Raw genomic sequence first — 21,180 nt, 5'->3', positions numbered from 1 at the left:
CTTAAAGTTGGTAATAAGTTAATTTGTGCGAGCTTATCGTACGTGGCAGGCAAATCCTTTAAGATAAAAACCTTCAGGGTAAGCACTATCGACTGGATGATCGGCGGCTTGGCTGAAACGCTCAACAAATTGCACCTTACGGCCCGCATCTAAGGCGGCATCGGCTAGGATTTTTTGGAATAAGTTTTGTTCCATTAGACCTGAGCATGAATAAGTCAGTAGGGTGCCACCAGGTTTTAATATTTGCATTGCAAGCATATTAATATCTTTATAGCCACGACAAGCGCCATTGAGCTGAGCTTTTGACTCGGCAAATTTAGGTGGGTCCATGATAACCACGTCAAATTGAGTGCCATTATCACGGTATTCGCGTAATAACTTAAAGACATCGGCATTCAGAAATTCAGCTTTGGTAATATCAAAGCCGTTCAGTTCAGCATTGGCTTTCGCATTATCTAAGGCTGGTTGCGAGACATCAGCGTTAACCACATGAGCAGCGTTACCTTTTAAGGCGTATAAACCAAAACCACCAGTATAAGAGAAGCAGTTTAAGACACTTTTGCCTTCGACATACTTCATGGCTTGCTGACGACTGTCTCGTTGATCAAGATAAAAGCCAGTTTTATGGCCTGATTTAATATCGACTTGAATTTTGACGCCATTTTCTTCAATGACAACGACATCAGGAGGGGTATCACCGTGTAAAACACCTTGACGTTCTTTTAAGCCTTCTTTTTTACGCACTGACACATCAGAACGTTCGTAGATACTGCAGGTCGGGAAAACTTGTTTCAAAGCGGCGATCAGCTCTTCACGTTTGGCTTCTGCTCCGGCGCTGAGTAGTTGGCACACGAGAAAATCTTGATAGCGATCGATAGTAATACCAGGAAGACCATCAGACTCACCGGCAATTAATCGGTAACCAGTCAGTCCATCACGCTTGATGATTGCTTCACGCATAGCTTGAGCATCCATCAGACGTTGAACAAAAAATGATGTATCGATGGGCTCTTGTTCAAAGCTCCACACACGTGCACGAATTTGTGATTGAGGTGAATAAGCAGCTTTGGCTAACCATTGTCCTTGATTTGAATACACATCGACAGTTTCTCCTAATTGAGGTTTTCCATCGACTTTTTGAATGCCACGAGAAAAAATCCAAGGATGGCGGCGCAATAGGGACTTTTCTCTTCCTTTAACTAGATAGATTGCAGCGGTAGGAAGGGTTGATGAAGAGTCGGTTTTTGGTGAAGACATAAGTTGAAATAGCCTGAAATGAATATAATGGGCTATTCTCATGGAATGTGAACTTGAAAGCAAATGAATCTGACAAATGTTTAATCTAATGGCCTATGTCGCTAAGATGAAGGTTACAACAATCGCTAAAGTTAAGGAGGTCGGGGAATGACGCATCATAGCCGGATGTTTATTGTCTCTGGACACGTACAAGGCGTGGGTTTTCGGTATCAAACGGCCCATCAAGCGTTAACGATGGGGTTAACTGGGCATGCCAAAAATCTTAATAGTGGGCAGGTGGAAGTGTTGGCTTGTGGTCAGCCTCATACATTGGATGAATTTTATCAGTGGTTGAAGCAAGGACCAAGAACGGCTCACGTTGAATCCGTTCTTGAAATTGAGACGACACAGTATGCGCCTAGAGATTTTGCGGTGTTATAGGCGTTTTATAAACACTTGGCGGGTTTAGGTAGCCCTGCGAGTTTGGTGGCTTGTTTGGCTGGGCCTTTTCTAAATAAAGTGAAAAGGTATTTGCTATTGCCTTTTTCTGGGCCATGCTCTTTTTCCATGGCTTTTACGAGCATGCGAACCGCAGGAGAGGTATTGAATTCCATATAAAAGTTGCGAACAAATAAGATGACTTCCCAATGCGCATCAGTCAGTTCAATTCCTTCATCTTGAGCGATAACCGGCACTAAACCTTCTTCCCATTGTGTGTGGTCTAACAGATAACCTTCTTTATCGGTTTCAATGGTGTGGTCATTAAATAAATACATGATGTTATTCCTATCAGCGAGTAGCTGAATTCATTGAGTGTTGTGGCATGTGTATCCAAAACGATGGCGTAATGATAATAGGAAATGGATGAACGATCGAATATTATCTGGGTGAGCGGCGGCCTGGTATGAGAATCTCAAGATAATAGGCGAGAGATTCATCATTTTTACGAAGTTAGACGGCCAAAGTGCGGTATTGAGTGACTTCTAGTTATCCGCAGCTGAGGTTAAATGCATAACAATAAACGTATAAATATAAGAAAAGCCTGAAAGTCTCCCTTCAGGCTTAATCATTAGGCTTAGTCATTGATCGAGAGTAATTTAAGCGATTAGTCTCGGCTTGCCCCTAAGATGCTTAGCAAGCTGATGAAGATATTGTAAATCGATACATACAAAGTGATGGTCGCTGAGATGTAATTAGTTTCACCACCACGAACAATGTTTTGTGTTGTTAGCAAAATCGCACCGGTTGAGAATAGGATAAACATGGCACTTAATGCTAGATGGAACATTGGCATTTGGATAAAGAAGCTTGCAATGATCCCGACGATTAATACGATAGCCCCTGCCATCATCACACCGTTTAAAACGGATAAATCGCGTTTTGTAGTCAAAGCATAAGCGGAAGCGGCCATGAAAGATAAGGCTGTTCCACCAAGAGCTGTCACGATGACATCGCCCATGCCTGCACCGACATACATGTTCAAAATTGGACCTAGGCTATAACCTAAGAAACCGGTAAATAAGAAGGCAAATACGAGACCTAAGCTTGAGTTACGGTTTTTTTCGGTTAAGAAAAGTAAACCGTAGAAACCGACTAGCATTAAAATGATCCCTGGACGAGGTAAGTTCATTGCCATAGACACACCGGCGACGACGGCAGACCAGAGTAGCGTCATGGAAAGTAAAAAATAAGTGTTACGTAGTACTCGGTTAGTTTGTACAACGCTTTCGCTTCTTGCGGAGCGTGATGTCAGTGGACTGTTCATAGCTTTCCTCATTAATACAAGTCACTTAAGGTCATATAAAGAGCATAAGTGTTAGTAAGTACATTTATTGTGTTTAAAGTTCCCTTTTTCAAGGGTGAGCACTTAAATTTAATAATAATTCATTGTACTGAAGTTAATGAGTATCACTAAAGCTAAGTTGTAACACGGTATTAAAAAGAGAATAAAAAGCCTTAGCAACAGAGCTAAGGCTAGGAGTGAGCAGGGCGTGTTGATGAGCCGTAGCGTCACTATAGTGATTAAAGATAAAGATAAAGATAAAGATAAAGATAAAGATAAAGATAAAGATAAAGATTAAAATCACTAGGCTTTAATTCTTCAGTTGCAATGATGATTCAACGGCAATTACTCAATGATAAGTAACTGCCTGACTATTCATTTATCGCAACCCGGTAATCTTGACATTAGTGATGCAATATCTGACTTAAGAAATTAATGGTACGGTCCGATTGCGGATTTTCGAAGAATGCTTTAGGGCTATTTTCTTCAATAATTTCACCGGCATCCATAAAGATAACTCGGTCTGCCACTTCTTTTGCAAATCCCATTTCGTGTGTGACACACAACATGGTCATGCCTTCACCGGCGAGTTCAACCATTACATCCAATACTTCACGAACCATTTCAGGGTCGAGGGCAGAAGTTGGTTCATCAAATAACATCACCTGTGGATTCATGCATAAGGAGCGAGCAATGGCGACACGTTGCTGTTGACCTCCCGATAATTGGCCTGGGTATTTGTCGGCTTGATCAGGGATTTTTACTCGTTCGAGATATTTCATAGCCACTTTTTCTGCTTCTGCTTGTGGCATTTTCTTGACCCAAATCGGCGCTAAAGTACAATTTTCTAATACAGTTAAGTGAGGGAACAAGTTAAAATGTTGGAAACACATTCCTACTTGTTTGCGGATCGCTTCTATATTTTTCAAGTCTTCAGTGAGCTCAGTGCCCGCGACATTAATACGGCCTTGCTGATGCTCCTCTAAATGGTTAATGCAGCGGATCATGGTGGACTTTCCAGAGCCTGAAGGCCCACAAATCACGATTTTCTCGCCTTTTTTTACATTCAAATTGATGTTTTTGAGTACGTGAAATTCACCATACCATTTGTTCATACCTTCAATTTGAATCATGTAATCTTGTTGTTGAGTCATAATACTTCCTTGAATTGTTATCTATCCCAATAGCGTCATCTTTTATGACCCGTGTGGAGTTTGTTTTCTAAGTAAATGGAGTAACGAGAAATCCCGAAACAAAATACCCAGAAGACCAGCCCAACAAATACATAGCTTTCGGTTGAATATCCTAACCAATCCGGGTCGTTATTGGCGGCTTGCCCGATGCCTAATACATCATACATACCGATGATGAGCACTAAACTAGTGTCTTTTAATAACGATAAAAAGTTGTTAACAATCGATGGGATAGTGATTTTTAAAGCTTGAGGCAAAACAATCAGTCCCATTTTTTGCCAATAAGACAAGCCAAGCGAATCGGCAGCTTCATATTGTCCTTTAGGAATGGCTTGCAAACCGCCACGAACGACTTCAGCCATATAAGCCGAATAGAACATGACGACCCCGATGAGTGCCCGGATTAATTTATCGGTCTGAACCCCTTCGGAAAAGAAAAGCGGCAGCATGACGGAAGCCATGAAGAGGACCGTAATTAATGGCACGCCACGCCAAATCTCAATATAGGCAATGCTGAGCTTACTGATGATCGGCATTTCAGAGCGTCGGCCTAAGGCTAAAACAATCCCAATAGGTAACGAGACCACAATACCAATCGTTGATAGGATCAATGTAACTAATAAGCCGCCCCATTGATGGGTATCAATCACGGGTAAACCAAACATCGAGCCTTCAAGTAGCCCTGCCATTAAAATAGGGTAGAGGCTGCCAAAAAAGATAAATATCCAAGTACGTTTGGGCGTTTTCTCATAAGCTAATAAGGCAACCAGAATCGCTAATGTCCAATAAAACAGTTTAGGTCGCCATAACTCTTCGGCAGGGTAGAACCCAAACATGAATTGATCCCAGCGTACGCTAATAAATACCCAACAAGCCCCTGTATCAGAACAGGCATCTCGGGTGGTGCCTACCCAGTTTGCATTGATGATCCCCCAATCTACGATTGACCAAAGAGTGGTGATCGCGATATAGGCCATAAATAAAGTCACCACACTATTTAAAGGGGTACTAAATAAGTTCTTACGTAGCCAGCCGATAACACCAACTGTGTTGGCCGGTGGCGGTAAACTTGGTTGAAATTGATGTGTTTTCATCTACATTCTCCGCCTGTTATCTTTCTACTAACGCAACTTTGCGGTTATAGATGTTCATAAGCCACGAGGTTAATAAACTTAACCCCAGATACACTCCCATCGTCATGAAAATGATTTCAATGGCTTGCCCGGTTTGGTTGAGCGTGGTGCCGGCAAACACAGAAACAAGGTCTGGATAACCGATCGCCATAGCAAGAGAGGAGTTTTTGGTGAGGTTGAGGTATTCACTAGTTAGTGGCGGAACAATGATGCGCATTGCTTGTGGAATGACTACCAACTTGAGCGTTTTTGAGCGAGAAAGCCCAAGAGCTAGCGCAGCTTCGGTTTGACCATGGCTAACCGCATTAATGCCGGAGCGCACGATTTCTGCAATAAAAGCAGCGGTAAAAATCCCTAACGCTAACCATAAAGCAAACAACTCAGGCAAAATACTGATGCCACCTTGAAAGTTGAATCCTTTAAGTTGTGGATAATCTCCTGAAATCGGCATACCAGCAGCAAAATAGGCGATAAGCGGAAGTCCCAAACATAATCCTAATACGATTCGTCCGACCGGCGTCTGCACCCCTGTAACTTTTTGTTTATTGCGTGCCCAAATATACACGCCAATGCTCAGTATTACCGCTACAATAGCGGCCAGTAAAATGATAATACTGCCGTCCTCAAATACAGGTTTTGGCATATATAAGCCACGTATATTTAAGAAAATGACTTCACCGAGACTTAAACTTTGTCGTGCAGAAGGTAGGGCTTGTAGAACGGCAAAATACCAAAACAGAATTTGAATGAGGGGCGGGACATTACGAACAATCTCAATGAAAACCGCAGCAAGGCGATTCACCATCCAGTTAGAGGATAAACGCGCGACACCAACGGCAAAACCGAGAATAGTCGCTAAAATAATACCTAAAACCGAAACCAAGATGGTATTGAGTAGACCGACGACAAAGGTTCTTCCAAAAGAATACGTTTCATCATAGTCGATTAAACTTAAACTGATCCCAAAGCCAGCTTGTCGGTCTAGAAAACCAAAACCAGTCGAGATCCCTCGGTCATTTAGGTTGGAAATCGTATTATTAATAATAACGTAAAAGAAGTAACCAAGAACTGCCACCGTAATCAGCTGAAAAGCGATGGAGCGAAATCTTGGACTATAAATTAGGCGAGAGATAGAGCTATCAGACGACGAAGGGCTGATCCTCTTCTCTGATTCATTGGGTTTCATACTTCGTAACCTCAAAATCTTTTGAAAAAGGGCAGCCGACACCGCCCCTATTTTATACCTATCTAGAGAGATTGAAGCATCGTGTGTAAATCGATAAGACACCCAGTCAATTCGTTACTATGTGTGCCGATCTTTAATAAAAGACCTTAGTAACGGTTGCTGTATTTAAGGCGCCTTACCAATTTACCATTTTCAACAATATCAATAGGTTGAGATATAGTTTACTAAGAAGTTAGATGTATTAGCGGATTGGTGGAGCATATTGGAAGCCGCCAGCATTCCAAAGTTTGTTTACACCACGGTCAACTTTTAATGGTGAACCTTGACCCACAGTGCGTTCAAACATTTCACCGTAGTTACCGACTTGTTTAACGATTTGGTAAGCCCAGTCGTCTTTTAAACCAAGACCTTCACCTTTAGGTCCGTCTAAACCTAAAATACGTTTCACATTCGGATCGTTGGATTTTTTCATTTCATCAACGTTCTTTTGGGTAATGCCGTATTCTTCTGCATTGATCATGGCAAATAATGTCCACTTCGTAATATTGAACCATTGGTCATCTCCTTGACGAACAACAGGGCCAAGTGGTTCTTTCGAAATGATTTCAGGCAATACGGTGGCTGAACTTGGATCTTTTAAGTTTAAGCGTAATCCGTAAAGTTGAGATTGGTCAGAGGTGAGGACATCACAGCGACCAGAATCAAAGCCTTTAGCGGTTTGATCCATGGTATCGAACACGACGGGTTTATAAGACATGCCTTTTAAGCGGAAGTAATCGGCAAGGTTAAGTTCGGTAGTGGTTCCTGCTTGGACACACACGGAAGCGCCGTCGAGTTCAGTTGCGCTTTTCACGCCAAGATCTTTTTTCACCATAAAACCTTGGCCGTCATAATAGGTTGTACCGACAAAGTTTAAGCCAAGTGAACCGTCACGTTGTAACGTCCAAGTAGTGTTACGTGAAAGAACATCAACTTCACCAGATTGTAAGGCAGTAAAACGTTCTTTAGCATTTAATGGAACGTATTTGATTTTGGTTTTATCACCCAGTACTGCCGCGGCAACGGCTTGGCAATATTCCACATCAAGGCCTTCCCATTGACCTTTTGAATTGGGGTTAGAGAAACCAGCGAGGCCAGTACTCACACCACACTTTAATTCACCTGCTTTTTGTACGTCTTCCAAAGTACCTGCAAAAGCAGAGTTAGCCATCATTGCCGCTGAAACTGCTAGCGCCGAGGTGAGAAGTTTTATCGATTTTTGCATATGAATCCTTCCTGTATGCGTCCATTAAATCAGTGAAAACTGAAGATAATTGTCTGTGATTATGTAACTAACTAATGTTGTTTTAATTTATATTTATAAGGCCAATAACATACTGTTGTATGCGATTGGTTATTCTTAAGAGTAGGAAAGAATATGGATTACACAACTCAATATTACGATTATGTCCTTGAGTCAGTTCACAAATCTTTCATTAAAAATAGAATGTATAAATGTCAGCCCAAAGTAAATAGTGCAATGTTGCACCAAAAAGTAGCGATTCAGTTTTTATTCTAAAAAAGTGGCTTATTGCGATATAAAGTAAATAAATTGGGTAGGCTGCTTGGCGGATAAATAAAAGCTTTCTCGATAATTCGAAGTAAAATTGTTCACGTTATTGATCTTATGTTTTCTATCTGCACAAATTTGGTAATATCAAGATTGAGTCAGACATCACAAAAAGGAATTCAATGCGCTATTTCCCCGTTTTTTTAGATTTAAGTAACAAGGCTGTTTTAGTGGTAGGTGGCGGTGAAGTGGCTTGCCGGAAAGTTGATATGTTGTTACGTGCTGGTGCGAAAGTGACCTTGGTCTCTCCTAATGTTCATCCGCATTTGCTCGATTTAGCACAACAAGAAGCTTTGCTATGGGTAAAGGCCTTTTATCATAGTGATATGCTGCAAGATTATTTCCAAGTTTGGGCGACTACAGATAACCCAGAGCTCAATCATCAAGTTCACCAAGATGCTAAACAACAAAACATCATGGTAAATGTGGTTGACGACAAACCTTATTGTGACTTTATTACTCCTTCTATGATTAACCGAGGTCGCATTCAAATTGCCATCTCAAGTGGTGGGGCGTCACCGGTTTTAATTCGTTATTTACGCGAAAAGTTAGAATCTATTTTGCCGCAAAACTTGGCGTTACTGGCCGATTTTGGTGCTTCTAAACGTAATAGTATTAAGGCTTCATTAGCAACCGTTGATGAGCGGCGTAAATTTTGGGAGCGTTTTTTCTCCTCGCCTCAATTAGCCACCATTTCTCAAAGAGAATCATTGGAAACTCTATATCACGAGATCCTGGAGCATGCCATTGACGTTGCCCCTGTTGCCACTTGGATTCAATTTGGCGATGATGTAGAAAACTTATCAATAAAAGGTTTACGTTTGATGCAAGAATCGGAGTTGGTGTTATATCCACAAGAGTGCCCATTCGAGTTTGTGGATTTATGTCGACGAGATGCCGATCGAAAATGTTATAGCGATCTTCATCATCTTTCGGTGTTAATGGATGAGGCAAAACAAGATAATTTACGAACTTGCATCTTTATTCCTAAACACGATGGTTCGCCGCAATTAAAATTATTGATTGGCAATGATCAGTATATTCCGATTGTGAATTAATACTTATCACACTCATTAAATGAGCGGATTTTTAGTACAATAGGGAACACCACAACCGAATCTAGCAACGTAGTCTAAACTGATAATAGTCTAAACTGATAAAGAGTAAGTACGATTATTCACAGTATGGGTTGTCTCTGTTTGTCGGGGGATTTATGGGGTATCAACATTTTCATAAAGAAAACCCGTTTGTTCGCGAGTTATTGGATAAAGGGTTTTCTTACACAACGCTTTATCATTTGTCTTGGCCTCAACAAACCTTGACCTTGGAAAGTGGTTTAGTGCTCCGTTTGTATCATCGAGGCATGTTGAGTATTACTCCAGCTAAGCACTCCTCGACAAATCGCAGCGCCACGGTTCTTTCTGCTGGTATTTATGGTGATGAAACCGGGCCTATCGAATTGATGGATGCATTAATTACCCGAATTTTAAAAGGCCAAGTTCAAATAAGTCATCCTTGTTTATTTATTTTTGCTAATCCTGATGCGGCCTTGAAAAAAGTGCGCTTTATTGAGCATAACTTAAATCAAATGTTTGAAATGACTCGGATGCCAGCGCGTGGTGTTGAAAGTGCGATTGCCGCAAAAATGAAAGATGTGGTGGCGTTGTTTTTTGAACGCTCCGATCCGCATTATCGCTGGCACTTAGATCTGCATCATTCTCAGCGACCGTCGCAATATCCCATTTTTGCTATTCGTCCCTTTACTCGTCATCAATCCGCTGAAGTAGATCTCGCGTTAATGGGGTTTTCTCAAGTGGCGGATATCCAAGCCTTTTTAGTCTGTCAGCATCCTGATTTCACATTTAGTTGGTATACCAGTGAATATTTTCAAGCCAAAAGCTTGGCGATAGAGCTGGGACAATGGCAAACCTTAGGTCAAAATCACTTAGCGTTGTTTGCAGGTTTTGTGAAAGGAATGGAAGACTTATTAACGAGAGACCTAACTCAAGTCTTTATCGCTAAACCTCATGCGCGAATGGCTGTTTATCAGGTGATTCAAGAAATAAGAAAGCACTCTTCAGATTTGAGTTTTATAGCCAAACAAGCTCTGATTAACTTTGAACCTTTGTATTTAAATCAAGAATATGCCATACAAGGTGGGGTGCCTATGATATGTGAATCGGGACGACATGCGCTGGTCTTTGCCAATCAGCAAGTTGAGATTGGTCAGCGTGCCGCCTTGCTAGTCGAAAAAGTCCATACTTCCTAATTCCTCGTTAAAAATCATGCAAGTTTACTTTTCAATTGCTGTGTAACTGGTTAAGGTAACCAAAACTTTCAAAGTGATATAGCCCTAGATGCAACTGCAACGATTAATCCAAGCCAAACGTCAACATTGGACCATTCCCTTTATTGTGATTTCACTGTTTTTATTGATGATAAGCCTGGTGTATTTGTCGGTAGGGGATCTCTCCATCTCCATTTTTCATCCATTGACAGAACTACAACAGCAAATCATGGTGAATTTACGCTTACCACGTTTATTGGCTGCCATCTTATTAGGTGCATCATTAGCGGTGGCCGGGGCGACATTGCAAGTTTTATTAGGTAATCCATTAGCTGAGCCAGGTATTATTGGGATTTCGGGAGGGGCAAGCCTTGCGATGGTGATCGCTTTATTTTTCTTTCCGGCCTTAATGTCGCCTTATGGTTCCATGCTGGTGGCAATTATGGGCGCGCTTATCTTTACATTAATGATTGTCGGTTTAGCGAAAGCAATGCGATTAACGACAGGAAAGCTATTGCTTATAGGGGTCGCGCTAGGCATTTTATCTAGCTCGGTTGTGACTTGGGCATTTTATTTTAGCGATAACCTTAACTTACGCATTTTAATGTATTGGTTGATGGGCAGTATTAGCGGCGTGTCTTGGATGCAAATCTCGTTAGGCTTATTGATGCTACCTTGTATTGTGTGGCTGTGTATTAAAGGTAAATCATTGGATCTATTGATGGTTGGAGAGTTGCATGCCAAACAATTAGGGCTCGATGTTCTATCTTTACGTTGGAAGTTGATTCTTTATGTGGCTATTTTAGTCGGCTGTTCCGTGGCAATTGGTGGTGTGATCAGCTTTATTGGCTTAGTGGTTCCCCATCTTATTCGTTTGACTTTAGGAAGTGAGAATCGTTATTTGTTACCTATGTCAGCATTATGCGGCGCTACGTTATTGGTGTTTGCCGATTTGTTGGCGAGGGTGGCTTTATCCAGTGCAGAATTACCACTAGGGGTGATGACCACGACAATTGGCGCTCCCGTATTTATTTGGATGCTATTACGACATCATGATCACCATTAAAGACCTTAGCGTAGCTCAGCGCTTATTACCTGTGAGTTTGCAAATTAACGCAGGTGAAAAATTGCATATTATCGGCCCAAACGGCAGTGGTAAAAGTACATTGTTATCGGCATTAGCGGGATTATTGCCATACCAAGGACAGATTGAATTAGCGGGTAGCGATTTAAAGCACTATGACTTATCTGCGCTGGCAACTCTACGAGCGTTTTTATCTCAATCAGAACGTCCAGCCTTTACTATGCCGGTATTTCATTATTTATCGTTAGCCATTCCCACTACCGCTCGTACTGAGGATGTGGAGCGCGTGGTCGAGATTATTACCACGCAGCTGTCGATTCAAAATAAATTGTCTAAGAGTATTCATCATTTGTCTGGTGGTGAATGGCAACGAGTTCGCTTGGCTGCTATTTGTTTGCAAGCTTGGCCTGAACTTAATCCACATGCGCAAGTGATGTTATTAGATGAACCCGCAGCGCCATTGGATGTTGGTCAACAAACCATCTTGTATCAAATGATCGATATGATGTCTGAACAAGGTCTTGCGGTGGTGGTGGTCAATCACGATCTTAATCGGACCTTGCGCCATTCCGATAAAGTCGTGCTGTTAAAAGGAGGCGTCATTAAAGGTTATGGGGTTACTCAGCAGGTCTTAACCGAAACACTTATTTCCCAAGTGTTTGATAGTGAAATAAAGCGAATTGAGCATCAAGGGCAACCGTATCTGATTTTTGAATAATAGCTTTTTGCATGAAAATTTGTGGATTGATAGCGTGATCGAATGTGGAGCACGTCACACCAAAGTTGTGCAAGCTGTATGAGTTTACACCATAAGTCGTATTAGCTGTTGAGAAATTGTTAGTCGCGACGGAAAGGTGGGTTAATTATTTTATTTAAATTCAACAGGTTAAGTTTATTGTTAATGGTTGGTAAAAGTTGGCACGCAATTGGCATTAGTTAGAGTGATACATTCTCGTCCTAACTTGTGTTAATTGAGAAAGTCCTTATTGAAAAATAAGCTTTACTTCTAACACACATGCCTGCCTCAATGCGCTGAGACAGGCTTTTTTTTATCTGGCTTATTGAGTCAAAGAAGCAAGATCGGCTGGACGGTAATAAACAGACTTTAACACCTTGCCTTTACGAATGGTTTTACCTTGCATTTCAACATCTTTAGCACATTTTGCAATGATGTATTCACCTTGTTGAATGGCGTCAAGTTCAACCCCTTGCTTGGCATAGAAAGCCTGAGTTTCAGTAAATTCTTGTTGATTACGGCAAACTTTGCTCATATTGCTTGAATGCACTTCATCCCAGCAAGGTAAGAAATCAATATCACGATTTTTAGCCACGTGTAGGAGTAGCTCAATCAAGTAGCTGATACCAAGATTGCTGTGTACGCTGTGATCACCACGATGAACTAGACGGCCCATTAAGACATAAATGGTATCGACGATGGCATCGGCTTGCTCGGTTTTACAATCGGCTTCAGCCAGCTCGGTCAATTCTTCAATCGCCAATGAGGTGTGTAATGTATCGGCTTTATCATCAAGAGAGCTGAGATCGGCAACAGGCAAGTCGAAAGTGGTACGAAATTCAGTGATGTCACGATAGAGGTGTTGGAATAATTGCTCAGAAAGTAGAGTCAGTTGCATGGTGAGATCCAGTGGATAATGAATAATAGCCGCGGATGATAACAAAATAATACCAGAGTTCCGAGGCTATCAAGTGCATTGATTGGTCTCGTGGCTGAGTTTGTTCACTCGCTTTAATTGCCACACCAAGCCTAACATAGCGATATACAACACGGTCCCGCCCAAAGCGACCATGTTCCAGCCACCATGTTGCCAACAATAAATTAGATAAAAACCACCTAAACTACCACCGGCATAATAATGAACAAGATATAAGGCCGTCGCACTGGCTTTGGCTTGTTGCGCTTTAGCACTCACCCAAGCATAAGCTAATGAATGAGTAAAAAACGCGCCGCCACTGATCAAAATGAGCGCTGTAAACATGGCATATAAATGCGGAATAAGCGCCACCATCATGCCGATAAAACTGACTATTGTGCCTAAAATCATGCCATTGGTAGAAGGGTAACGTAAGCTCCATTGACCGCTGAGTTTTGAGGTGAGCGTTCCGGTTAAATAACATAAGAAGATCAACGACACTAATCCGACGGGTAAAGAAAATGGCGCAGCGACTAACCGAAAGCCCATCACCGTATAGAGGTTTACAAATAAGGCAAAGTTAAGCCCGCCAATGAGCATAGCAAACCATAAATGGGGAGTTTGCAGGTGTTGCATGGCATCTTTGATGTGACGGCTCAATCGGGTATCTTTGGCTTGAAAATGTTGTTGCGGTGGCACCCACAGAGTAACCCATACTGCAACGAGTAAGCTCAATAATGTCATTCCAAGTACCGCGCTTTGCCAACCTAGCCATTCGCCAATGATCCCTCCATAAATTCGACCAGTAATGCCGCCCAATGAATTGGCGCCAATATAAGAACCAACCGCCATTAAGAAAACTTTAGGGCTAAACTCTTCTGCCATATAAGCGACGGCGACCGAGATATAACCGGAGAGGGCGATTCCCATTAAGGCGCGTGAGGCGATCAGAAGAGGCAGTTGGTCTGACACTAAAATGGCTAAACCTGCAACAGGTGAAGCGTACAAACTTAATAACATGATTTTGCGACGGCCAATTTTTTCAGAATAGATTGCCCAAGGTAACAAAGACAATGCCAACGTTAATGTGGCCGCGGCGAGCACCCAATTGACGTGAGTGGCACTAACTTGATAGTGAATGGCAATTAATGGCAATAAAGGCTGGAAAAGGTATAAATTACAAAATGAAATAAATGAACCAATAAATAAGCCAAAAGTCACTTTTTTCAGTGAAGAAACCGTTTCAATTGGCTGCTTGTGTGCCTTTGAAGGTGCAACGCTTTGTGTCACTGATTTGGAGAAAGATGACTTGGGCATAAATGGTCTTGTTAGCATGTTGTGACAACCTATGTGATTTTGTTGTCCAAATCATAACAAGTGCTCAAATATATATAAAATATATTAATTTTATAGTATGTATCTATTATTTAGATGGGGGTGGCAATCTTATAGAGCGAGCCTCTCAAAGATTTATCTAGGGAATAAAATGAATACTAAATCCTTGCATTACTTTGTTGTGGTTACTGAGATGGGGAGTTTTAGCCGTGCGGCTGAATCCTTGCATATTGCCCAATCGGCTTTGAGTGTTTCTATCAAAAAATTAGAGTCATCGGTTGGGCTGACCTTATTGCACCGGCATGAAAAAGGGGTGCAATTGACCGACGAAGGTGCGCGTTTATATCATCATGCAAAAGGCATTTTACAAAAAATAGAAGATGCAACGCTGGAAATGCAAGAGCTGAATGGTTTGATTAAAGGCGAGGTGCGTTTAGGCGTACCAAGCATGATGGGCTCGTACTTTTTTCCTGACATTCTCATGGCCTTTAAGCAGCAATACCCAAATTTGAAGCTCACTATTATCGATGCAGGTACACAATCGATTCGTAAAATGCTCTTGGATGGAGAGTTAGACCTTGGGGTGATTTTAAATGAAAATGTTCCAGATTCCCTAGAAATTGAACCATTAATTGAAGATGACATGCTGGTGGTGGTCAGCCCTGAGCATGAATTTGCTCAACGTCGCAGTGTTTCGATTCATGATTTCTTTTCACAAGAATTAATCATGTTTAAAAAAGGCTACTTTCATCGTGAAATGGTGGATAAGTTATGTGCCGAACATGGCTTAACTCCGAATATTTCGATTGAAACCAATTTAATACCGATGATTTTAAAAGTCGTGCATAAGGATTTTGCGATTGGCGCACTGTTAAGGTTGGTGACGGAGCATGAAAAAGGTATCGTCGGTATTCCTTTTGAAACCCCGATTAAGTTAAAAATAGGGATGGCGTGGCGAAAATCAGGCTATTTGTCGGTGGCAGATAAAGCTTTTATGGAATTTACCAAGCAAGCTTTACCTGCGTTAACCGGACGTAATAAGCGTTAACCGGGCGTAATCAGCGCTGAATTAAAAGTTATGGCTCTCATCTTGGTATTCTTTACGTACACGGCGGGTAATGCCTGTAAAGAGTGTATACGCAATCGTGTCGCAATAACGGGCAACTTCAGCCGCTAATAAATGTTTACCCCATAACTCTACTGTTGAACCGATTTGTGCCTCTGGAATGTCGGTAAGATCGACCATTAACATATCCATGGAAACTCGTCCCACTAAGGCCGTTCGTACGCCATCGACCATTATTGGTGTGCCATCTTTGGCATGCCGCGGGTAACCATCGGCATAACCCATGGCTACCGTGCCAATACGCATGGCTTTAGTGGCGTGAAAACGTTCACCATAGCCAATAGTTTCACCGGCTTGGACTTGCCTGATTGCGATGATTTTTGAATGTAAGCTCATGACCGGAATTAACGCTTGAGAAGCAGAATTAGCTTGTGATAAAGGATCGCTTCCATACAGCATGATACCCGGTCGAATGTAATCCAAATGGGCGCGAGAGTGGGCGAGTGTCGCAGCACTGTTGGCGAAGCTAGCAGAGGCTGGTAGAGTCGACAATACCTCTTCACTGAGGCGCAGTTGCTGGTGGGTTTTGGGCTGATCCAGCTCGTCGGCACAAGCAAAATGTGTCATGTGCACAATCTGGGCGACTTGTGGTAGTGATGATAATTGCGAAAAGGCAGCTGAATATTCTTGTGGGGAAAAGCCTAACCGATGCATGCCGGTATCTAATTTGAGCCATACTTGAAAACGAGATGACTCAGGCTGTTGCGCTATCGCATCAATTTGTTGTTGATTATGCACTGCTGTCCATAATTGATAATGCGCAATTAATGGCAGTTCCGATGTCTCAAAAAAGCCTTCTAATAGTAAAATGGGTCGCTGAATGCCCGCTTCTCGTAGTTCAATCGCTTCTTCGATGCAGGCCACACCAAAGGCATCGGCTTGATCATCTAATGCCTGAGCAAGTTGAATCGCCCCGTGACCATAACCATCGGCTTTAATAATGGCGATCGCTTGTGAATGGGGAGCAAGGGATTTTGCTAAGGCGTAATTATGTTTAAAGGCGGCAAGATCGATGCTTGCAGTTGCTGGTCTAGCCATAATAACGCTCAATCGATAAGCCTTCAGGGTCGATGTCAGGCTGTTTATTATTGATGATATCGGCGACAAACTTGGCAGATCCAAGAGACATGGTCCAACCTAATGTGCCATGGCCAGTATTCATATAGAGATTGGAATATTGGGTACCACCTAAAATTGGCGTACTATCGGGCGTCATTGGGCGTAAACCACACCAAAATTCGGCTTTCGCAACATCGGCTGCGCCAGGGAACATATCTTGAATGACAAAATCGATACTGGCTCGGCGCTTTAAAGGTATCTCTAAATTAAATGAGGCGATTTCTGCGGTGCCGCCTACACGAATACGATCCTCAAAACGAGTTACCGCGACTTTATAAGTTTCGTCCATAATTGTTGATTGGGGGGCACGGCTTTCATCTTCAATTGGAAGGGTGAGTGAATAGCCTTTGATAGGGTAAATGGGTAACTCAATCCCTAATGGTTTCATCAATTGTGGAGAATAGCTGCCTAGGGCACAGACAAAAGTATCAGCTTTAATCGGGCCTTTATCGGTTTTCACGCTCACGATCTTGCCATTAGATTGCACCAAATGTTCAATATTGGTATCGAGCATAAATTGCACGCCAAGCGCTTCACAATGTTTTGCTAACTCGGTCGTGAATTTATAACAATCGCCAGTTTCATCTCCGGGTAAACGTAACCCACCCACAAATTTATCTTTTACATGCGCTAATGCAGGTTCAAATTGTAAACAGGCCTTCATATCTAGGGCTTGATGTTCAATCCCAAGTTGCTTGAGAACGTGAATATCTTTCTGTAAAGCTTCAATTTGCTTGTGTTTGCGGAATAATTGCAATGTACCTTGTTGACGTCCATCGTAATTAAGATCAAGTTCTTTACGTAAAGCGACAAAACAATCACGACTGTATTCAGCAATGCGTAGCATCCGAGCTTTATTGGTTTGATAGCTTTTGGTATTGCAGTTCGCCAGCATTTTGGTCATCCAAGATAAGGTGTAGCCATCCAGCTCTTTCATATTGATCATAAAAGGGGAAAGGTCTTGCATCATCCAACCAATGGCTTTAAATGGCACGCCAGGTGCCGCCCAAGGTGAGCTATACCCTGGTGAAATCATTCCCGCATTGCCATAACTGGTTTCTTCTGCAACGTGAGGCTGCCTATCAATCACGGTAACTTCGTGACCAGATTTAGCCAAGTACCATGCGGTTGCCACTCCTAACACTCCACCACCTAAAATTGCTACTTTCATGATCATCCTTAATCTGATATTTAAACAATGGATATAACTAATTCTATTCTAAATTAAGGAGAATTGAGCTTTGAAATTTTGTAAACTCTAGGTTTAAATTCTGTGAAATTTGCAAAAATTGGGGTTGAAAATGATTTAATTTCAATCAATGTTTCGCCTGTTTTTTTGTTCACTGATTCAAAATGATGGCGAGAAGCTGATTTCATTTTCCTTTTATGAGAGCAAAAACTAAGCTGAAAGAATGAGAATAGGCGTAAATTAACCTTACTACTGGTGATTTCCTTATGATTTTTATCATTCTGCCACTAAAATTATAGCCATAGATACATAGATACATAGATACATAGATACATAGATACATAGATACATAGATACATAGATAAATAGCATGCGTACTTTTCCATGGTTTATTACTTTTTATGTTCTTGCTCTTTTATGTGATTGCGAGGTAAAGAAATGTGTTTAAAGATTGAGGCGTTATGAAGCACTGGGTATTTTTAGGGATCGCTATTGTTTCTGAAGTCATTGCGACTTCGGCGATGAAATCCAGCGAAGGGTTCACCAAGCTAGTGCCATCCATCGTGGTGATTAGTGGCTATGTGATAGCCTTTTATTTTTTGTCTCTCACGCTTAAAACCTTACCGGTTGGTATTGCTTATGCGATATGGGCAGGGCTAGGGATTGTGTTAATTACCGCAGTAGCCTGGTTTGTACATGGACAGAAATTGGATTTACCAGCCATGTTAGGCTTAGGTTTGATCATAGCGGGCGTAATCGTCATCAATATGTTTTCTAAGGCGGGTGGCCATTAACTCGCCAATCAACATGAAAGCTACTGCCTTGGCATGCCCAAATCAATCACACCAATAGAGAACTTTTCGTTACAACCTTATCTTGGCAAGTAGTATGAAATTGCTCGCTTAGAATGTTGAACGAAGGCTTTTGTATATAGCTAAATATTTAAAGAGAAAGTAAATGCTCCAGATAATACTTAATTATTTTTTTGGGATTCCCACTTCAAGACAATTGAAAATTGCTGAGAAAGTATCAATACATTTAGAAAAGGAAACTAATGAGTTAGTCGAAAAAAATCGTAAAGAGCGTGAGTTTATTGAGCGTTATGATTTATTGAAATTAAAGTGTGACTTAAAATATGCACGAGAGTATGCACTAGATTTTGGCCTCAGTTCAAAAGAGCTTAAAATGAAAATATCCCACATTAAAGAGGAATATTTTAAATCGCATAGTAAGCATCTTGAAAAATATTTACGTACTAAAGATTGGTATTAGAGTTGATGAATATATCGATATAAATTAAGTAGCATTTAGTACGGTATTTATTTTTTGTTTCGTAGCTGGATGACGGTTCAAACCGTCCATTAACAATACTGCATCAATTTGGTTAAGCTTCAGTTCGCTACTATCAAATACTTGTAATGATATTTTAGATTGAGTAACAAAAACCTTGCCTTAAATTTCGCCAAGGCAAGGTTTATTGTTTCAAATCTAGCGACGATTAACGTCTAGATAATACGGGCACGGAAGGTTTTGCCTTTCATTTTGCCGTTAGAAATTTTCTTCAATGCTTGTTTGGCTATGCCTTTTTCAACCGCAACATAAGCGCGCATGTCGAATAAATGGATTTTACCTACTCGTTTGCCATCTACGCCGTTATCACCGCCCGTTAATGCACCTAGAATGTCGCCCGCGCGCACTTTTTGTTTTTTACCGCCATCAATTTGAATGGTCGCCATTTTTGATTCAAAAGGTGGCTCAGATAGTACGCTGTCATCTGGTAGAGTTGATGGTGAAATGGCGATATCCATATACTCATCAATTTGCGCAACTTTGAACATTTCTTTATCTGCAAATAAGCTAAACGCCATGCCTTTACTACCAGCGCGACCAGTACGACCAATGCGGTGTACGTGAACTTCTGCATCACGAGCGAGTTGGAAGTTGATTACCGCATCTAGATTTTCAACATCAAGGCCACGAGCGGCAACATCGGTGGCAACAAGGATGGATGCGCTCTTATTGGCAAAACGAAGCAAGGCTTGGTCGCGGTCACGTTGTTCAAGATCGCCATGCAAAGCAATCACATCAAAACCTTTGTAATGCAATTCATCCGCCACTTCTTGCGTTTCACGCTTAGTGTTACAGAAGATCACTGATGATTCTGGTTTATGTTTTAACAACAAGATTTGTGTCGCTTTTAAACGGTCGTCAAACGAATCGGTTTTGTAGAAAAACTGCGAAATGCTGGAATGATTGTGTTGGCTTTCTACCTTCACAAGTTCAGGGTTGCGCATGATTCTATTAGCGATGCTCTTGATTTCTGGCGGGAAGGTTGCACTGAATAACAATGTTTGACGTTGGGTTGGGGCTTGTTCAATGATAGCATCCAATGCGTCTTGAAAGCCCATGTCTAGCATGCGGTCGGCTTCATCAAGCACTAAGGTGTTCAATTCCGATAAATCAATACGCCCTTTATCTAGGTGATCCAAAATACGCCCGGGTGTACCAACCAGAATATGCGCGCCGTGTTCTAATGAACCAATTTGTGGACCAAATGGCATGCCGCCACATAAAGTCAGCACTTTAATATTATGAATACTACGTGCTAACTTACGAATTTCTTTAGCAACTTGGTCGGCTAATTCGCGCGTTGGGCACAGCACGAGAGATTGTACCCGAAAGCGTTTTACATTTAAGTTTGCCAGTAAGCCTAGGCCAAAGGCAGCGGTTTTGCCTGAGCCGGTTTTACCTTGCCCAATCACGTCTTTACCGGCAATCATCAGCGGTAAACTGTCGGCTTGGATAGGAGTCATAGATTCATAACCTAAAGAGGTTAAGTTTTCGATCAATGCCGGATCTAAAGCAAGGCTAGAAAAGGCGGTATTGGTGTTAGTCAAAATAATGTCCTTAAAGGAAGAGCAAATGCTCGGGCAAACCTTTTGATTAGCCAGCTCGCATTGGCTTAAAAATAGTGGCTCTAGATTAGGCTAGGCCATAAATTGGGTTTAACAAGATTAGCTATTGTAGATTTTATCAAAGTTAGCGGCATTCCAGCCTGCCATCATGCGATCACCAATTTTTAGAACTGGTACACTGCGAGCGCCAATGGCTTCTAATTCTTTACGACCACGTTGCATTTTAGCATTGCACAAACGGTACTTAATGCCTTTGGAGTCGAGATACATTTTGGCCGCTTTGCAGTGAGGGCATTTATCGGCAACGTAGAGGACAACTCGTTTCATAATAAT

Annotated in this window: 21 protein-coding genes; 8 read left to right on the top strand and 13 right to left on the bottom strand. The window is 41.7% G+C overall.

Features of this window, described 5'->3' with window-relative positions; genetic code table 11:
- Positions 1-33: 33 nt before the first annotated feature.
- Positions 34-1,257, bottom strand: a complete 1,224-nt coding sequence (locus tag VCA1004_RS13600; protein ID WP_086980982.1) for a class I SAM-dependent methyltransferase — start codon at positions 1,255-1,257, stop codon at positions 34-36.
- Positions 1,258-1,404: 147 nt separating this feature from the next.
- Between VCA1004_RS13600 and yccX the strand changes: the two genes are divergently transcribed.
- Positions 1,405-1,677 carry an acylphosphatase gene (yccX, locus tag VCA1004_RS13595; RefSeq protein WP_086980981.1) on the top strand — a complete coding sequence of 91 codons (273 nt, stop codon included), beginning with the start codon at positions 1,405-1,407 and terminating at the stop codon, positions 1,675-1,677.
- A 5-nt stretch (positions 1,678-1,682) separates the two neighbouring features.
- Here yccX and VCA1004_RS13590 read toward each other — a convergent pair whose 3' ends face one another.
- From VCA1004_RS13590 to VCA1004_RS13565, 6 genes are all read right to left on the bottom strand, one after another.
- Positions 1,683-2,012, bottom strand: coding sequence for a TusE/DsrC/DsvC family sulfur relay protein (locus VCA1004_RS13590; RefSeq protein ID WP_086980980.1), 330 nt, complete (start codon positions 2,010-2,012; stop codon positions 1,683-1,685).
- 329 nt (positions 2,013-2,341) lie between these two features.
- Positions 2,342-3,001: a Bax inhibitor-1/YccA family protein gene (locus VCA1004_RS13585; RefSeq protein ID WP_086980979.1), complete on the bottom strand. Its 660-nt coding sequence runs from the start codon at positions 2,999-3,001 to the stop codon at positions 2,342-2,344.
- Between the two features lie 422 nt (positions 3,002-3,423).
- Positions 3,424-4,173 (bottom strand): amino acid ABC transporter ATP-binding protein, encoded by a 750-nt coding sequence (locus VCA1004_RS13580; RefSeq protein WP_086980978.1) that lies wholly within the window; start codon positions 4,171-4,173, stop codon positions 3,424-3,426.
- Between the two features lie 35 nt (positions 4,174-4,208).
- Positions 4,209-5,306 (bottom strand): amino acid ABC transporter permease, encoded by a 1,098-nt coding sequence (locus tag VCA1004_RS13575; RefSeq protein ID WP_086980977.1) that lies wholly within the window; start codon positions 5,304-5,306, stop codon positions 4,209-4,211.
- Positions 5,307-5,322: 16 nt separating this feature from the next.
- Positions 5,323-6,531, bottom strand: a complete 1,209-nt coding sequence (locus tag VCA1004_RS13570) for an amino acid ABC transporter permease (RefSeq protein ID WP_086980976.1) — start codon at positions 6,529-6,531, stop codon at positions 5,323-5,325.
- 241 nt (positions 6,532-6,772) lie between these two features.
- Positions 6,773-7,795 (bottom strand): amino acid ABC transporter substrate-binding protein, encoded by a 1,023-nt coding sequence (locus VCA1004_RS13565; protein WP_086980975.1) that lies wholly within the window; start codon positions 7,793-7,795, stop codon positions 6,773-6,775.
- A 467-nt stretch (positions 7,796-8,262) separates the two neighbouring features.
- Between VCA1004_RS13565 and VCA1004_RS13560 the strand changes: the two genes are divergently transcribed.
- From VCA1004_RS13560 to btuD, 4 genes are all read left to right on the top strand, one after another.
- Entirely contained in the window at positions 8,263-9,198 is a 936-nt protein-coding gene (locus VCA1004_RS13560) for a precorrin-2 dehydrogenase/sirohydrochlorin ferrochelatase family protein (RefSeq protein ID WP_086980974.1), read from the top strand.
- Between the two features lie 155 nt (positions 9,199-9,353).
- Positions 9,354-10,409 carry a succinylglutamate desuccinylase gene (locus VCA1004_RS13555; protein WP_086980973.1) on the top strand — a complete coding sequence of 352 codons (1,056 nt, stop codon included), beginning with the start codon at positions 9,354-9,356 and terminating at the stop codon, positions 10,407-10,409.
- 88 nt (positions 10,410-10,497) lie between these two features.
- Positions 10,498-11,493, top strand: a complete 996-nt coding sequence (gene btuC, locus VCA1004_RS13550) for a vitamin B12 ABC transporter permease BtuC (RefSeq protein WP_086980972.1) — start codon at positions 10,498-10,500, stop codon at positions 11,491-11,493.
- Positions 11,480-12,229 carry a vitamin B12 ABC transporter ATP-binding protein BtuD gene (btuD, locus tag VCA1004_RS13545; RefSeq protein WP_086980971.1) on the top strand — a complete coding sequence of 250 codons (750 nt, stop codon included), beginning with the start codon at positions 11,480-11,482 and terminating at the stop codon, positions 12,227-12,229. The genes btuC and btuD overlap by 14 nt, the downstream gene beginning before the upstream one ends.
- 340 nt (positions 12,230-12,569) lie before the next feature.
- On the opposite strand, the gene VCA1004_RS13540 is transcribed toward btuD, so the two are convergent.
- Complete coding sequence (locus VCA1004_RS13540) at positions 12,570-13,145, bottom strand: nucleoside triphosphate pyrophosphohydrolase family protein (RefSeq protein WP_086980970.1); 576 nt, start codon at positions 13,143-13,145, stop codon at positions 12,570-12,572.
- Positions 13,146-13,214: 69 nt separating this feature from the next.
- Positions 13,215-14,498 carry an MFS transporter gene (locus VCA1004_RS13535; RefSeq protein ID WP_232012656.1) on the bottom strand — a complete coding sequence of 428 codons (1,284 nt, stop codon included), beginning with the start codon at positions 14,496-14,498 and terminating at the stop codon, positions 13,215-13,217.
- Between the two features lie 151 nt (positions 14,499-14,649).
- On the opposite strand from VCA1004_RS13535, the gene VCA1004_RS13530 reads away from it, so the two are divergent.
- Positions 14,650-15,546 carry a LysR family transcriptional regulator gene (locus VCA1004_RS13530; RefSeq protein ID WP_086980968.1) on the top strand — a complete coding sequence of 299 codons (897 nt, stop codon included), beginning with the start codon at positions 14,650-14,652 and terminating at the stop codon, positions 15,544-15,546.
- Between the two features lie 21 nt (positions 15,547-15,567).
- On the opposite strand, the gene alr is transcribed toward VCA1004_RS13530, so the two are convergent.
- The gene (alr, locus tag VCA1004_RS13525) at positions 15,568-16,662 is read right to left on the bottom strand and encodes an alanine racemase (RefSeq protein ID WP_086980967.1); all 1,095 of its coding nucleotides are present in this window, start codon (positions 16,660-16,662) and stop codon (positions 15,568-15,570) included.
- A complete protein-coding gene (locus VCA1004_RS13520; RefSeq protein WP_086980966.1) occupies positions 16,655-17,914 on the bottom strand; it encodes a D-amino acid dehydrogenase in 1,260 nt (419 codons plus the stop codon). The genes alr and VCA1004_RS13520 overlap by 8 nt, the downstream gene beginning before the upstream one ends.
- 479 nt (positions 17,915-18,393) lie before the next feature.
- Here VCA1004_RS13520 and VCA1004_RS13515 point away from each other — a divergent pair, with 479 nt between their 5' ends.
- Positions 18,394-18,726: a DMT family transporter gene (locus VCA1004_RS13515; RefSeq protein WP_086980965.1), complete on the top strand. Its 333-nt coding sequence runs from the start codon at positions 18,394-18,396 to the stop codon at positions 18,724-18,726.
- 163 nt (positions 18,727-18,889) lie between these two features.
- On the top strand, positions 18,890-19,204 hold the full coding sequence (locus VCA1004_RS13510) for a hypothetical protein (RefSeq protein ID WP_086980964.1): 315 nt from the start codon (positions 18,890-18,892) through the stop codon (positions 19,202-19,204).
- Between the two features lie 233 nt (positions 19,205-19,437).
- Here the strand turns inward: VCA1004_RS13510 and dbpA are convergent, their stop codons facing one another.
- Both dbpA and VCA1004_RS13500 read right to left on the bottom strand, forming a co-directional pair.
- Positions 19,438-20,829 (bottom strand): ATP-dependent RNA helicase DbpA, encoded by a 1,392-nt coding sequence (gene dbpA / locus VCA1004_RS13505; RefSeq protein ID WP_086980963.1) that lies wholly within the window; start codon positions 20,827-20,829, stop codon positions 19,438-19,440.
- Between the two features lie 117 nt (positions 20,830-20,946).
- Positions 20,947-21,174, bottom strand: coding sequence for a glutaredoxin family protein (locus VCA1004_RS13500; protein ID WP_086980962.1), 228 nt, complete (start codon positions 21,172-21,174; stop codon positions 20,947-20,949).
- Positions 21,175-21,180: the final 6 nt, after the last annotated feature.

Source organism: Vibrio aphrogenes, assembly GCF_002157735.2.
Classification (GTDB): domain Bacteria; phylum Pseudomonadota; class Gammaproteobacteria; order Enterobacterales; family Vibrionaceae; genus Vibrio; species Vibrio aphrogenes.
Note: the sequence above shows the minus strand (reverse complement) of the source record. Positions and strands in the feature narration are given on the sequence as shown.